Below are 13,864 nucleotides of genomic sequence, written 5' to 3' on the forward strand. Positions count from 1 at the left end.
GCTTGCCGACAATGCAGAAATTTTTGCGGCCGGTTTAGGTTTTCTTGATCAGCTCGCCTTCAACCTGGAGCCGCCGAGCAGGCCGCGCTCTTCCAGCACCGGGTAGGCCATCGACGCCAGCAGCGAGTTGATCTGCTTCAGGTCGCGGATGGTGTCGAGGTGGATGGAACTTGTCTCGACGCTCTTGGCGGTGCCGTCGCGCAGCCGCACGAAATGGCTGGCGCTGGTTTCCTTTTCGCGGTCGCGCAGCCGGTCCTTTTCCAGCACCAGCTGGCGGGCGGTCTCAGGATCGCGCGACACCAGCACGTTGAAGGCAAGCCTGGCATTGGCCAGCACCGAGGTGTGAAAGGCGAGCAGCTCGCTCCAGCCCTCGGGCGTGAACTCCAGCCCGCGCTCGAACTTCTTCTTCACATGCACCAGCATGTTGCGCACGATGATGTCGCCGACCTGCTCGAGCTTGACGCAGGCGCCTATCAGCTCCTGGCAGCGCAGCGCCTCGTCCTCTGTGAGCGAGTTCCTGGTCAATTTGGCCAGATAGAGCTTGATCGCCGCGTGCTTCCTGTCGACGCGGTCGTCAAGGGCGGCCAGCGCCTTGATCTTGTCGCCGTCGGCGCTTTCATACAGCTCAATGATGCGCTTGAGCATGATCTCGACCGTCTCGCAGACGCGCACCACCTCGCGGGTGGCGTTGGCCAGCGCCTGGCTCGGAACGTCGAGCGCGCCGTCGTTGAGGGCGGAGAGTTCGACCACATCGAGCTCTGTAGCCGGCGCCGGCTTGGTGCCCATTGCGACGATCTTCTCAGAGGCACGATAGATCAGGCTGGCAAGCGGCAGGCCAGCGAGCAGGATCAGCACATTGAACAGAATGTGGGCGTTGACGATCTGGTCGGGCACGGTGGCGCCGAGAAAGGCGACCGGCGGCTTCAGCGTCATGAACAGGATCAGCATCACCAGCGAGCCCATGCCGCGCATCAACAGATTGCCGATCGGCACGACGCGCACGCCAGGTTCGGCACTTCGGGTGAGCAGCGGCGCAATGATCGACGAGCCGAGATTGACGCCGAGCACCAGCACGATGCCCAGTTCGGGCGGGATGAAGCCGCGGCCGGCCAGCGTCACCATCAAAAGCACGGCGGCGATCGAGGAGTGGAAGAGCCAGGTAACGAGCGCGGCGAGCAGATAGGCGGTGACGTAGTCGCTGGAGAAATATTCGATGATGAGCGGCATCAGCGTGCTCTGCCGCAGCGGCTCCGAGGCCTGGCCGATCATCTCCAGCGACAGTACCAGAAGGCCGATGCCGACCAGGATGCGGCCGAACTGGCGCCAGTCGCGCCGCTCGGTGGCCATGAACATGACCGTGCCGGCGACGAGGCAGATCGGCACCAGCAGCGTCAGATCGAAGGTCAAGAGCTTGACCACCAGCGCCGAGCCGATCTCGGCGCCGCGCACAGCCAATTGGCCCGACATGCCCGAGACGATGCCGGCGCCGGCGAAGGAGCCGACGAGAAGCGTGACGGCGGTCGAGCTCTGCAGCGCGATGGACAGGCCGCAGCCGGCCAGCACCGCCATGATCGGATTGCGCATGGTGGAGCGCAGCCGGTGACGCAGCACGTCGCCATAGGCGCGCTCGACGCCTGTCTTGACCATGCGGGTGGCAAACAACATCAGCGCCACCGCGCCCGCCAGATGCAGCAGGACGACGGAGCCGCTCATTTTGAAACCCGCACGCAGACAGGGACCGCGACGCGGAGGGCGCGCAGTGCAGGGAGGAAAACGGGGCTGCGAATCATGGTCATGACAGTCTTGAACAATATCCGGAATATTTTAGCCGGGTAATAAAATCTTGTCGATTTCAAGAGCCGTCGCGGCGCGACAGGGCGTGTCGGAAAATGGACGGATGCGCAAATGGTTGCATGGCGGATCCCTGGTGATGGCAGCGGATCGTCCCGGTTTGCCGGACTCCCGGCAATCGCCTTTGCGATGATGTTCAAATATCCAGGATAAGCACAGGATTTCATTACGTAAATGTAATGCTAGTGTTCAGTTTCGGTTCATCCTTCGGGCGCTATTCCCTAGGCATCGACAACCAAGGAGCCCCGCTATGAAACGTGTTGTTCTTTCCGCCCTCGCTTTCTCGATGCTGGCCGCCACTTCGCTTACCGGCCAGGCCGCACCGGTGAACGCACCGGTCGCACCGCAGTCGAATTACACGCGGGTCGACTGGCAGAGGCCCGGCAAGCATGTCGATGTTAGGAAGCGCGTCGTGAAGAAGACGGTGGTCGTCAAGCGCAGCCATTGGCGCAATGGCCAGAAATATTCCAGCTGGAAGCGGCACCAGCCGATCCGCGATTATGGCCGCTATGGCCTGCATCGCCCCGGCCGCGGCCAGGAATGGATCCGCGTCGGCAACGACTATGTTCTGGTCGGCGTCCTGTCCGGCATTATCTTCGGCGCCATTGCCGCGCAGTAAGCCCGGCCTCGCCGGCGCAATGCCGAGACTTGAAAGGAGGCGGCCCGAAACGGCCGCCTTTCTTTTGGCTGTAGAAACCGGGCTTTTTGGCTGTGGAAACCGGGTATGGTCCGCAATAGGGGTCGTCGGATTCCGCGCGCATGATTATATGAGGGACAAACGAGTTCCCCAATGCGCTTTCCGCCCGCCTTTCTCGATGAGATACGCGACCGTGTGCCGATTTCATCGGTCATCGGCCAGCGCGTCGCATGGGACAGGAAGAAGACCAACGCCTCGCGCGGCGACTATTGGGCCTGTTGTCCGTTCCATGGCGAAAAGAGCCCCTCCTTCCACTGCGAGGACAAGAAGGGCCGCTATCACTGTTTCGGCTGTTCGGTGTCGGGCGATCATTTCAAGTTCCTGACCGAACTCGACGGATTAAGCTTTCCCGAAGCGGTCGAGAAGATCGCCGACATGGCCGGCGTGCCGATGCCGGTGCGCGACGAGCGGGAGGAACAGCGTGAGAAGGAACGCGCCAGCCTGACCGATGTCATGGAGATAGCGACTGCCTTCTTTCAGGAGCGGCTGCAAGGACCGGAGGGTGCAAAAGCCCGCGCCTATCTCAGGGATCGCGGGCTGACGCCGGCGACGCAGCAATCGTTCCGGCTGGGCTTTGCGCCCGACAGCCGCAATGCGCTGAAGGAACATCTTGCCGCCAAGGGTGTGCCCAAGGCCGACATCGAGGCCTGCGGGCTGGTGCGTCATGGCGACGACATCCCGGTCTCCTATGACTGGTTCCGCGATCGCATCATGTTCCCGATCCCGGATTCGCGCGGCAAGATCATCGCCTTTGGCGGCCGCGCACTGGCGCCCGATGCGCTGGCCAAATACATGAATTCGCCCGACACGGAGCTCTTCCACAAGGGCAACGTGCTCTACAATTTCGCCCGCGCCCGCAAAGCGCTGGCGAAAGGCGGCACGGTGATTGCCGTCGAAGGCTATATGGACGTGATTGCGCTGGCGCAGGCCGGCTTCGAGAATGCCGTGGCGCCGCTCGGCACCGCGCTCACCGAAAACCAACTCGAACTTCTGTGGCGCATGGCGCCTGAGCCGATGCTGTGCTTCGACGGCGACCAGGCCGGGCTGAAGGCGGCGTGGCGGGCCGCGGATCTCGCGCTGCCGTCGGTGCAGGCCGGGCGGTCGGTGCGCTTTGCGCTGTTGCCGGAGGGCAAGGATCCCGACGATCTGGTCAAGGCAGAAGGGCCGGACGCGTTTCGTGCCGTGCTGGCGGAAGCGCGGCCTCTCGCTGATTTGTTGTGGATGCGTGAGACATCCGGTGGCGTCTTCGACACGCCGGAGCGGCGGGCGGGGCTGACAAAGACGCTGCGCGAACTGACCAGCCGCATCCGCGATGAGAGCCAGCGCTACCACTACCAGCAGTGGATGCGCGAGCGGGAGCTGACCTTCTTCAGCGCCCAGCGCGAAGTGCGGCAAGGTCGCCAGGACTGGAAACCGGGGCAGGGCAAAACGCCCGCACCCGGCGGACAGTTCGCCAAAGGCAGCGGGGCAGGCGCGCGCGCCGCGATCACCGAAAGCCTCGGCCGCTCCGCCATGGTCAAACGCGGTGGCGAGATGATGTCGGTGCGCGAGGCGACGATCATCGTAGCCCTCGTCAACCATCCGGCGCTGATCGACGAGAACTTCGCCCATGTCGAGTTCCTCGATCTCGCCAACACCGATCTGCAGCGGCTGCACGCCGCCATCCTCGATGCGATGGCGCACGACATGGCCAATGACCGTAGCGCGGTGATCGCCACCATCGAACGTGCCGGCTGCAGCGATATCTGGGGGCGCGCCGTGGCGCTCATCCAACGGGCCAGGCAATGGCCCGCGCTGGAAACCGCAGCGCTTGACGATGCCCGCGACGCCTTCAACCAGGCGCTGCACTTGCAGCGCAGCGCGCGCACCTTACATAAGGAGCTGAAACAGGCGGAAGCAGCGCTCGCCAGCGATCCCACTGACGAAAACTACCGGCACCTCATCGAGATTCAGGCGCAATTCCGTGATGTACAAGCAACGGAAGCGCTGATCGAAGGCTTCGGTGTGTCCTCGGGCAGGGGTGGGCGCGTGTAGGTCGAAACCTGCGCAAGAATGGATGATGTACGTGCTGCGCGTCGAATCGACACCTCTAAGTCGGGTAATTGATTCGCTTTTTTGATGCGAATCATGCGAGAGGCGCTTGACCTTCTGGCAGAATGACGGAATCAGGACGATTCGAAACCTTAACCCGCGCCGGCGTCGATGGAAATGCACTGACGCGAGGTGCTGATCACTGGACAGGCTGTCAGCCTGCCACAGATATCAGGGTTAATCTGGACTTAATGCATATCGCCCAAAAGTGAAAACCGGTTTTGGGGGCACGATATGAACAAACAAAAGAGTTGATTCGGTTACCGGCCCGGTTAAGCGCCACCAGCGCATGTAGTTTGACCGGTGCGGCAGCTACGCGGCTTCGATGCTCGGCCGCTAGGAGAAGATAAAGACTATGGCGACAAAGGAAAAGGAAGAGGTCGAGACCGAACGTGAAGGCGCCACCGATGGGCCTCTGCTCGACCTTTCCGATGATGCTGTCAAGAAGATGATCAAGGCCGCAAAGAAGCGCGGCTATGTGACTCTCGACGAGCTGAACGCGGTGCTGCCGTCGGAAGAGACCGATCCGGACCGCATCGAAGACATCAATGCGATGCTGTCCGACATGGGCATCAACGTGGTCGAGGACGACGATCAGAGCGAGGAGCCCGAGGCCGCCGACAGCAATGCCGACGCCGAGGAAGACGCCAACGAACTGGCCGAGCAGACCGGCACCGCCGTCGCGGCCACGACCACCAAGAAAGAGCCGACCGACCGCACCGATGACCCGGTGCGCATGTATCTGCGCGAGATGGGCTCGGTCGAGCTCCTGTCGCGCGAGGGCGAAATCGCGATCGCCAAGCGCATCGAGGCCGGCCGCGAGACGATGATCGCGGGCCTCTGCGAAAGCCCGCTGACCTTCCAGGCCATCATCATCTGGCGTGACGAGCTCAACGAATCCAAGATCCTGCTGCGCGAGATCATCGACCTCGAAGCCACCTATGCGGGCCCCGAAGCCAAGCAGGCGCCGGTGGTCGAGCGCATCGAGGAGGCGCCCAAGGCCGAGGACAAGCCGAGGCGTGGACGCGACGAGGAAGACGACATCACCAATGTCGGCGCCGACACGCGCGGCCTGGTCGATGACGACGAGGAAGACGAGGACGAGGCGAGCCTGTCGCTGGCGGCGATGGAAGCGGAATTGCGCCCGCAGGTGATGGAGACGCTCGACGTCATCGCCGACACCTACAAGAAGCTGCGCAAGCTGCAGGACCAGCAGGTCGAAAACCGTCTGGCCGCGACGGGCACGCTGTCGCCCAGCCAGGACCGCCGCCTGAAGGAGCTGAAGGACCAGCTGATCAAGGCGGTGAAGTCGCTGTCGCTCAACACGGCGCGCATCGAGGCGCTGGTCGAGCAGCTTTACGACATCAACAAGCGCCTGGTGCAGAACGAAGGCAAGCTGCTGCGCCTGGCCGAAAGCTATGGCGTGCGCCGCGAGGAGTTCCTCAAGGAATATCAGGGCTCCGAGCTCGACCCGAACTGGACGCGCTCGATCGGCAACCTGACCTCGCGCGGTTGGAAGGAATTCACCAAGAACGAGAAGGACGCGATCAAGGATCTGCGTTCGGAAATCCAGAACCTCGCCACCGAGACGGCGATCTCGATCCTGGAATTCCGCAAGATCGTCAACCAGGTGCAGAAGGGCGAGCGCGAAGCCGCGATCGCCAAGAAGGAAATGGTCGAGGCCAATCTGCGCCTCGTCATCTCCATCGCCAAGAAATACACCAATCGCGGCCTGCAGTTCCTTGACCTGATCCAGGAAGGCAATATCGGCCTGATGAAGGCGGTCGACAAATTCGAATACCGCCGCGGCTACAAGTTCTCGACCTACGCGACATGGTGGATCCGGCAGGCGATCACGCGTTCGATCGCGGACCAGGCGCGCACCATCCGCATTCCGGTGCACATGATCGAGACGATCAACAAGATCGTGCGCACGTCGCGCCAGATGCTGCACGAGATCGGCCGCGAGCCGACGCCGGAGGAACTGGCAGAAAAGCTCGCAATGCCGCTCGAAAAAGTGCGCAAGGTGTTGAAGATCGCCAAGGAGCCGATCTCGCTCGAAACCCCTGTGGGTGACGAAGAGGATTCGCATCTGGGCGATTTCATCGAGGATAAGATGGCGATCCTGCCGATCGATGCGGCGATCCAAGCCAATCTGCGCGAGACCACCACGCGGGTGCTCGCCTCGCTGACGCCGCGCGAGGAGCGGGTGCTGCGCATGCGCTTCGGCATCGGCATGAACACCGACCACACGCTGGAAGAAGTCGGCCAGCAGTTCTCGGTGACGCGCGAGCGTATCCGCCAGATCGAAGCCAAGGCGCTGCGCAAGCTCAAGCACCCGAGCCGGAGCCGCAAGCTGAGGAGCTTCCTCGACAGCTGATACCGGCAACAGACCAGCATTCGAAAAGGGCGCCGATGGCGCCCTTTTTGTTGCCGGGTGAAGGCTCTTGTCGCCCATCTCCGTCGGGAGGATACTTGCCTGGTCGGATGCATGTTCTGGGCGAAAAACCGGATGTCCGCCCCGGCTGATGTCCTCAGCCGTGCTCCGTGGCGCCGGAGGGAGGTGTGTGATGACAACCTACATCCTGCTGATGAACTGGACGGAACAGGGCGCCAGAAATATCCGAGAGTCGCCGAAGCGGCTCGATGCCGCCAAGAAGCAACTGGCCGACATGGGCGGCTCGTTCAAGGCGTTTTACCTGACTATGGGCGAATATGACATGGTGGCGATTATCGAGGCGCCCGACGATGCTGTGCTTGCTCGTTTCGCCCTGATGCTGGCAACGGGTGGCAGCGTCAAGACGCGAACGCTCAAGGCTTTCCCGGAATTTGCCTATCGCGAGATCGTCACTTCGCTTGGATAGCGCTGGGCGCGGGTCCGTGCGGCTCGGCGTCATATTGCGGGGCCGTGCCGTCAGGGTGATAGTCGCGCCATGTCCAAGCCTGCGCTGACCGTCTGGTACAACACACGCTGCCCGGTTTGCGATGGCGGCATCACCCGGCAGAAACGGCGGCTGATCGAGGCGATCAAGGCCGGGCGGATCGAATTCCGCGACATCAACCTCGAACCGGCGGCGCTCTCTGGCTACAGCGCCTCGCTGGAGGACATACGCCGCCGGCTGCATGCCCCGATGCCGAAGGCAGGCTGCTGGTCGGCGCCGATGTCGCGGTTGCCGTCTGGCGGGCGACGCCGGGCGAGGGCTGGCTGGCGACGCTCTTCGGCAATCCGGTCGCGCTGCCGCTGACGCGCTTGGCCTATGATCGTTTCGCCGATCTTCTCTATGCCTGGAACCGGCGCAAGGGCCGCTGGTAGCGAGGCAAGGCCCGAAGATAACTGCGGGCCTTACCGTCATGGGCGTTACCGGGACGCCGGCTCGCAAAGCCAGCCGACAATGCGGCGCACCGCCGGCAGCACCATCAGCAACGTTGGGAACGCTACCAGCCAGGACAGGCCCCAGGCAGTGAGCCAGACAGCCGGCAAATCAGGTTGCAGTCCAAGGCTTTTCAGCGTCGATATGAACGAGACGATGAAGGTCATCAGCAGCGACAGCACCAGCGGGCTGACGATCGCGGCATAGCGCGCCGGCAGCTTGCCGCGCTTACGGGTCGTGGTCATTTTTGGATTTTCCTGAACATCCGGTCCGTCGCATTTGGCATCCATTGCGCCGGGTTTCCGGCGGAACTGCCCGGAAAGACCGGGGTGGATGCGTTGCTTGACGTCAGACGCTTACGGAGAGGTTTTGGCCCTCACGCGCTTTCTAGCTGCCGGCGGCGGCGAAATCAACCTTCTGGCGCCGTCTTTAGATACATCGTAAGATATATCTTGACTCATCGGCGGGGCAAGCCTAATTAAGATGTATCGTAAGATATAACTCAAGGAGCAATTCATGCACAGACATCATCCCTTTGGCGAGCGCGCCGAGCGCGCTTTCCTGCATATGGCCGGCAAATTTGGTGGCAGAGGGGGCGGCTTTGGTCCGTTCGGCCACGGCGGACGCGGCGGTGGACGCGGCGGCCCGGGCGACATGTTTCGTGCCGGGCGCATGCTGGCCGACGGCGATCTCAAGCTGATCACGCTGTCGCTGCTGGCCGAGGCGCCGCGCCACGGCTACGACATCATCAAGGCGCTGGAAGAGCGCACCAGCGGCATCTACAGCCCGAGCCCGGGCGTCGTCTATCCGACGCTGACCTTCCTGGAAGAGGCCGGCTATGCGGCTTCAGCCGCCGACGGCAACAAGAAGGTGTTTTCGATCACCGAGGCGGGCCAGGCGCATCTCAACGAAAATCGCGAAATGATCGACGGCGTGCTGGAGCATCTCGAGCGCTTCGGCCGCAAGATGGCCAAAGCGCGGGACTGGTTCGGCTGGAACGACGACGGCGAGGAAGGCGGATGGCGTGGTGGTCGCTCGGAAGCCCGCGACGAGTTCCGCGCCGTGCGCCACCGGCTGCGTGCCGCGCTCGGCGATCTCGTCGACGCGCCGGCTGAAAAGCAGGCCGAGGCGATTGCAGTCCTGGAAGCCGCCGCTGAAGCCCTGGAAGCGCTATCGCGCGGTTGACCCCTGGCGAGAACGCTTGCCCGTTCGACTGAGGAACGGTACTGAAAATCATCCTGCACCGCGAGACGTGGTGCAGGATGATTGCCGTTGGAGGAAGCCCCATGTCTTTTCTGAAGCGTCTTTTCGGTGGTGGCGGTGAGGGGGGCGAGCCCAAGAGCGCAGCACCGGCAAAGCAGGTTGAGCACAAGGGATTTTTGATCAGCGCCACGCCCTACAAGGCGGAGGGGGGCCAATACCAGACCTGCGGCGTGGTTTCGAAGGAAGTCGACGGCGTGATGAAGGAACACAAATTCATCCGCGCCGATCGCTTTGCCGGACTGGACGACGCCGTCGACATCTCGATCAAGAAGGGCATGCAGTTGGTCGACGAGCAAGGCGAGAGGATGTTCGGGTAAGGGCCGAACTGGTCGAGGCGCCGAACATAGGTTTTGCGCCGGTCATCCGTCGCCAGAATCTCGAATAACGGCAGTGGGCGGCAAGCAGAAAGTATCGACAATTGAGCGTAGCGTTTGCCAAGGAGGAAAGCGCCGAGGCAGCATCGGAAACCATCCTGCCGGCTCGCCCTGTCTCCGATCGGGTCAACCTTGTCACGGAAGCGGGCCTCAAGACGCTGCAGGTTGAATTGACTCGCGCCCAGCAAGCTCTCGAGGCCGCTAGCGTGCTGGAAGATGTCAATGAGCGGCGACGCCAGTCAGCGGTTCCGGTTCGAGATATGCGTTACTATGCCGAGCGCGTCCGTACGGCACAGCTTATGCCGGTGCCCACCTCTAATGAGGTGATCGCCTTCGGGCACACCGTTACCTTCAAACGTGATGATGGCCGCACTCAGACCTTCCGCATCGTCGGAGAGGATGAGGCCAACCCGTCTGAAGCTTCCATATCGCATGGTTCGCCGGTTGCCATCGCGCTGACCGGAAAAACCGTTGGCGACTTTGTCCAGCTAGGGCCGCGCGAACTTGAGATCCTGTCCATTTCCTAGGACGCAGGTATGATGCGCGACCGAGGCCGGTGCACCTTGAGACGTGATCAGATGCCCGCAATTGCCAAAAGCCAAGCCAGGATGTCGAGCAGCAGAAAAACCAGCGCAATCTGCAACGCCAGCCGGAGCCGCTGGATAATTCGCCAGTTGCCGGCCATGTCCGCCTTGATCCGAAGGGCAAGCGCGCGGCGCATGGCCGACATTGTCGTCGGCCTGTCGCCGTCGACATATTGATCAAGCAGATCTTCCGGATCGAAGCGGAATGTATATTGGTGATAGGGCCAAAGCATGAAGACGATCAGCCCGCCGATGCCGAACAACAGGGCCACTGCGGTCCAATCCCAAAGCCCAAGCCCGTTGGAAAGCGCCGCACCGCCGAGTAGCGAGTTGGCAAATGCGATGGCAAAGACAAGGCTGCCGGCGCGGGTGCTCATGTTCTCCACAAGCGTCTGCTGTTGAGTGAGACCTCTCACCGCCTCCTGATAGATGAACGCGAGACGCGGATCATCGTCGGCAACAGCGCTTGCGACAATTCCGTTGTTCTCTCCTCCACTCGGACATTCGGCCATAAGTTGCCTCTCTGTTTTGACAGGGTTGCACGAGTTTAGCCCGATCCGTCGGTGCAAAAACAGATTGGCCGTGGACCAACGGCAAATCCGATGGCGATGCCGGGGGCTCCAAGCCTATGAGGGCCAGCTGATGAACGGGCAAGAATAGTTGGCAGCCATCGAAAACCCCGCCACGAACACCACGCCATCTGCCGGTGGACCCTGCTCTCGGCCTCGGACAGCAAGAAGGCAGGCGCCGAAGCGCCCGCCTTTTCAATGCGAATGACGGGGTGTGCTTACGCGGCGATTTGCGCGCTCGCGGTCTTGGCCACCACGGCATCGACCTTGGCGGTCGCCTTGGCAAGTGCGGCGGTGACGGCATCAGGGCCCATGCCGACGCCTTCGATGCGGATGACGTCGACATCGGTCATGCCGAGAAAGCCGAGCACGCCGCGCAGATAGGGGATGGCGTGATCGAACTGCACGGCCGCACCTTCGGAATAGATGCCGCCCGAGGCGAGTACGATATAGACCTTCTTGCCGGTGACGAGGCCCTTGGGACCACCCTCGCCATAAGAGAAGCTCTTGCCGGAGCGGGAGATGTGATCGACCCAGGACTTCAGGGTTGAGGAGATGTTGAAGTTGATGAAGCCGGTGGCCAGGATCACGGTGTCGGCTGCGAACAGTTCGTCAAGCACGATGTCGGAGACGCCGACGACTTCGGCCTGGCGCGGCGTGCGGGCTTCAACGGGGGTGTAGATGCCGGTCGCATAATCGGTGTCGATGTGCGGCAGCGGGTTGGCCACGAGGTCGCGTACGACGAGCGTATTCGACGGGTCGGCGGCGACGAGCTTTTCAGCGAATTCGGTAGCGATACGGGTCGAGTGCGAGGCAGCGCCGCGCGGGCTCGAGGTTACAAGCAGGATAGACATAGCGGTTCTCTCCAGTGGGAATTGATTTCTCCCGCCTGATATGGGCCTACCGACCCATTCAAAAAACTGGTATATTTTCTATACGATCCATCCATAAAGTAGGTATGCCGTGCAACCCAATCCGACGCTCGACCAATTGCAGATCCTGGTTGCGGTCGCCGACACCGGCAGCTTCTCAGCCGCCGGCCGCAAGCTTAACCGCGCGCAGTCCGTCATCAGCTACGGCATCGCCAATCTTGAAGCGCAGCTTGGCCTGAAACTGTTCGAGCGCGAGGGCACGCGCGAGCCGCAGCTGACCGAAATCGGCCGGGCGATGCTGGAGGACGCCCGGCGCATGGTCGGCGTGCTGCAGCGCATCCGTTCGCGTGCCGACGGTCACCATCAGGGGCTGGAGGCTGAAGTTGCGCTATCGGTTGACGCGGCGCTGCCCTCGCCGGTGCTGGTGCGGGTGCTGAAGGCGTTCGAGGCGCAGTTCCCGACCGTGATGATGCGACTGCATATCGGCACGCTCGGTCTGATCCCCGACCATGTCGTCAGCGGACAGTCGGATCTTGGCATCGGTGGCTTGCTGGGCGAGGTCGACGTGCATCTCGTGCGCATCGGCTTCATGTCGATCGTGCTGGCTGCCGCCCCCACCCACCCTCTGGCACTGCTGCCGAAACCGGTGGCGCTCGAGGATGCGCGAGAGCACACCCAGCTGGTTGTCAGCGACCAGTCGGAACGCACCAAGGGACGCGACTTCGGCGTCTTTGCCTATCGTACATGGCGGCTGACAGATGTGCGTATCAAGCATACGTTGATGCGCGAGGGGCTGGGCTGGGGCGGGTTGCCGCGCTGGCTGATCGCGGACGATTTGGCCAGCGGCAGGCTGGTCGAACTCGACCTTGAACCCTTTAGCGAGGTGCGCTCATCGCTCTATGCCATGCACCGCGCCGACCGCAGCCCGAAACCGGCGGCGGCCTGGCTGATCGACCAGTTCAAACGCCAGCTCGGCTGCTTCAACGAGTTCGACCCGGACGACCTGCCTGAGGATGAGCCGGAGACAGCCCATCGATCAGAGCCATGAGCACGGCGCGATAGTCTTCGGCCGAGGCGCCGGCCTCGACGGCAAGTGCTGCGCGGTCGAAGGCAGCGGCGAGCAAAGCGGTCAGCGGATCGGCCGGCAGTCTGGTCATCGACTGTTCGCGCATTGCCGCAACCAGGCCTTCGCGCAGCGACCGGTTGCCGTGGCGATTGTCGATCGCATCCATGGCGGCGCGGCCAAGCACGGCCGGCCCGTCGAGCAGCAAAAGCCGCGTGCGGCCGGGCGCGCGCATGGCGGCGAGATAGGCGTCCGAGCCGGCAATCAGCGCATTGCGGGCAAACAAAGAAGGCGGCGAGGCGCGCTCGATCTCTTGCGCCACCGCCGCCGCCTCCTGCTCGACCACGGCGGCAAACAGCGCCTGCTTGTCGGCAAAGTGGTGATAGAGCGCGCCGCGGGTGACGCCGGCGGCCGCAACGATCTCCGGCGTGCCGGTCTCGGCATAGGACTTTTCGATGAACAGTTTGCGCGCCGCAGCGATCAGGTCGGCGCGCGTCGCTTCGGTGCGGTCGCGGTTGGAGCGGCGCGGGGTTTCTCGTTGCATACATGCAGCCTGTATGTTATTTTTAATTACATGCAAACTGTATGTTGGCTGACGGGAGAAAGAAAGATGAAGACGACGAGCTATTATCCGGTGCTGATGACGGGCGACGTAGCCGGCACAAAAGCCTTCTATATCAATCACTTCCGCTTCAAGCCGCTGTTTGCGAGCGACTGGTATGTGCATCTGCAGTCTGCCGAGGATCGCCGGGTCAATCTCGGTATCGTCCAGGGCGACCACGAGACGATCCCCGAGGGGGGGCGCGGCTGCACATCGGGGCTGCTGATCAATTTCGAGGTGAGGGATCCTGATGCTGTCTATGAACGGATCGTTGCGGCCGGCCTACCGATCCTGTGCCCGCTGCGCGACGAACTCTTCGGCCAGCGCCATTTCATCACCAGGGATCCCAATGGCGTGCTGATCGACGTCATCAAGCCGATCCCGCTCAGCCCGGAATTTCAGGCGCAATTCGCGGCGGGCGCGGCGGGCGCCTGAACAATGGCAGCAAATGTCGGCAGCGGCTCCGGCCGCTGTGGCCGGACCCGCACCATGCGGTCTATGTTGGTGATGTTGAAGCTGGGCCTGCCG

General features: G+C 62.5%; 14 protein-coding genes and 1 pseudogene. 10 read left to right on the top strand and 5 right to left on the bottom strand.

All coding sequences use genetic code 11. The annotated features are described in order from the left end of the window. Positions 1–48: 48 nt before the first annotated feature. A complete protein-coding gene (locus NKI31_RS10195) occupies positions 49–1,713 on the bottom strand; it encodes a Na/Pi cotransporter family protein (protein ID WP_023672443.1) in 1,665 nt (554 codons plus the stop codon). Positions 1,714–2,101: 388 nt separating this feature from the next. Here NKI31_RS10195 and NKI31_RS10200 point away from each other — a divergent pair, with 388 nt between their 5' ends. From NKI31_RS10200 to NKI31_RS10220, 5 genes and pseudogenes are all read left to right on the top strand, one after another. Next, complete coding sequence (locus tag NKI31_RS10200) at positions 2,102–2,470, top strand: RcnB family protein (protein ID WP_352651444.1); 369 nt, start codon at positions 2,102–2,104, stop codon at positions 2,468–2,470. Between the two features lie 171 nt (positions 2,471–2,641). Beyond that, positions 2,642–4,582 (top strand): DNA primase, encoded by a 1,941-nt coding sequence (gene dnaG / locus NKI31_RS10205; RefSeq protein WP_352651445.1) that lies wholly within the window; start codon positions 2,642–2,644, stop codon positions 4,580–4,582. Positions 4,583–4,994: 412 nt separating this feature from the next. Then, on the top strand, positions 4,995–7,019 hold the full coding sequence (gene rpoD, locus NKI31_RS10210; protein ID WP_023672446.1) for an RNA polymerase sigma factor RpoD: 2,025 nt from the start codon (positions 4,995–4,997) through the stop codon (positions 7,017–7,019). Positions 7,020–7,209: 190 nt separating this feature from the next. Beyond that, positions 7,210–7,503 carry a GYD domain-containing protein gene (locus tag NKI31_RS10215; protein WP_023672447.1) on the top strand — a complete coding sequence of 98 codons (294 nt, stop codon included), beginning with the start codon at positions 7,210–7,212 and terminating at the stop codon, positions 7,501–7,503. Between the two features lie 69 nt (positions 7,504–7,572). Next, positions 7,573–7,952 (top strand): annotated as a pseudogene (locus tag NKI31_RS10220) (thiol-disulfide oxidoreductase DCC family protein). 45 nt (positions 7,953–7,997) lie between these two features. On the opposite strand, the gene NKI31_RS10225 reads toward NKI31_RS10220, so the two are convergent. After that, the gene (locus NKI31_RS10225; RefSeq protein WP_023672449.1) at positions 7,998–8,255 is read right to left on the bottom strand and encodes a DUF2798 domain-containing protein; all 258 of its coding nucleotides are present in this window, start codon (positions 8,253–8,255) and stop codon (positions 7,998–8,000) included. 271 nt (positions 8,256–8,526) lie between these two features. On the opposite strand from NKI31_RS10225, the gene NKI31_RS10230 reads away from it, so the two are divergent. From NKI31_RS10230 to greA, 3 genes are all read left to right on the top strand, one after another. After that, a complete protein-coding gene (locus tag NKI31_RS10230) occupies positions 8,527–9,195 on the top strand; it encodes a PadR family transcriptional regulator (RefSeq protein ID WP_352651446.1) in 669 nt (222 codons plus the stop codon). A 101-nt stretch (positions 9,196–9,296) separates the two neighbouring features. After that, complete coding sequence (locus NKI31_RS10235; RefSeq protein WP_023672451.1) at positions 9,297–9,590, top strand: HlyU family transcriptional regulator; 294 nt, start codon at positions 9,297–9,299, stop codon at positions 9,588–9,590. A gap of 101 nt (positions 9,591–9,691) precedes the next feature. Continuing rightward, entirely contained in the window at positions 9,692–10,174 is a 483-nt protein-coding gene (greA, locus tag NKI31_RS10240) for a transcription elongation factor GreA (RefSeq protein WP_023683799.1), read from the top strand. Positions 10,175–10,221: 47 nt separating this feature from the next. On the opposite strand, the gene NKI31_RS10245 is transcribed toward greA, so the two are convergent. Then, entirely contained in the window at positions 10,222–10,800 is a 579-nt protein-coding gene (locus NKI31_RS10245) for a hypothetical protein (RefSeq protein ID WP_245260622.1), read from the bottom strand. Positions 10,801–11,018: 218 nt separating this feature from the next. After that, positions 11,019–11,654 carry an FMN-dependent NADH-azoreductase gene (locus NKI31_RS10250; protein ID WP_023689756.1) on the bottom strand — a complete coding sequence of 212 codons (636 nt, stop codon included), beginning with the start codon at positions 11,652–11,654 and terminating at the stop codon, positions 11,019–11,021. A 109-nt stretch (positions 11,655–11,763) separates the two neighbouring features. Here NKI31_RS10250 and NKI31_RS10255 point away from each other — a divergent pair, with 109 nt between their 5' ends. Then, entirely contained in the window at positions 11,764–12,720 is a 957-nt protein-coding gene (locus tag NKI31_RS10255; protein WP_023683802.1) for a LysR family transcriptional regulator, read from the top strand. Here NKI31_RS10255 and NKI31_RS10260 read toward each other — a convergent pair. Next, entirely contained in the window at positions 12,653–13,279 is a 627-nt protein-coding gene (locus tag NKI31_RS10260) for a TetR/AcrR family transcriptional regulator (protein ID WP_352651447.1), read from the bottom strand. The genes NKI31_RS10255 and NKI31_RS10260 overlap by 68 nt on opposite strands. Before the next feature lie 66 nt (positions 13,280–13,345). Between NKI31_RS10260 and NKI31_RS10265 the strand changes: the two genes are divergently transcribed. Further along, positions 13,346–13,771 (top strand): VOC family protein, encoded by a 426-nt coding sequence (locus NKI31_RS10265; protein WP_352651448.1) that lies wholly within the window; start codon positions 13,346–13,348, stop codon positions 13,769–13,771. Positions 13,772–13,864: the final 93 nt, after the last annotated feature.

Source organism: Mesorhizobium sp. M0659 (assembly GCF_040320605.1).
GTDB lineage: Bacteria > Pseudomonadota > Alphaproteobacteria > Rhizobiales > Rhizobiaceae > Mesorhizobium.

Bases quoted from the DNA above. Each gene is read 5' to 3' on its own strand.
- rpoD (WP_023672446.1), top strand. From the start codon at position 4,995: ATGGCGACAAAGGAAAAGGAAGAGGTCGAGACCGAACGTGAAGGCGCC.
- NKI31_RS10260 (WP_352651447.1), bottom strand. From the start codon at position 13,279: ATGCAACGAGAAACCCCGCGCCGCTCCAACCGCGACCGCACCGAAGCG.
- NKI31_RS10265 (WP_352651448.1), top strand. From the start codon at position 13,346: ATGAAGACGACGAGCTATTATCCGGTGCTGATGACGGGCGACGTAGCC.
- NKI31_RS10225 (WP_023672449.1), bottom strand. From the start codon at position 8,255: ATGACCACGACCCGTAAGCGCGGCAAGCTGCCGGCGCGCTATGCCGCG.
- NKI31_RS10200 (WP_352651444.1), top strand. From the start codon at position 2,102: ATGAAACGTGTTGTTCTTTCCGCCCTCGCTTTCTCGATGCTGGCCGCC.
- NKI31_RS10195 (WP_023672443.1), bottom strand. From the start codon at position 1,713: ATGAGCGGCTCCGTCGTCCTGCTGCATCTGGCGGGCGCGGTGGCGCTG.
- NKI31_RS10230 (WP_352651446.1), top strand. From the start codon at position 8,527: ATGCACAGACATCATCCCTTTGGCGAGCGCGCCGAGCGCGCTTTCCTG.
- NKI31_RS10215 (WP_023672447.1), top strand. From the start codon at position 7,210: ATGACAACCTACATCCTGCTGATGAACTGGACGGAACAGGGCGCCAGA.
- NKI31_RS10250 (WP_023689756.1), bottom strand. From the start codon at position 11,654: ATGTCTATCCTGCTTGTAACCTCGAGCCCGCGCGGCGCTGCCTCGCAC.
- NKI31_RS10235 (WP_023672451.1), top strand. From the start codon at position 9,297: ATGTCTTTTCTGAAGCGTCTTTTCGGTGGTGGCGGTGAGGGGGGCGAG.
- dnaG (WP_352651445.1), top strand. From the start codon at position 2,642: ATGCGCTTTCCGCCCGCCTTTCTCGATGAGATACGCGACCGTGTGCCG.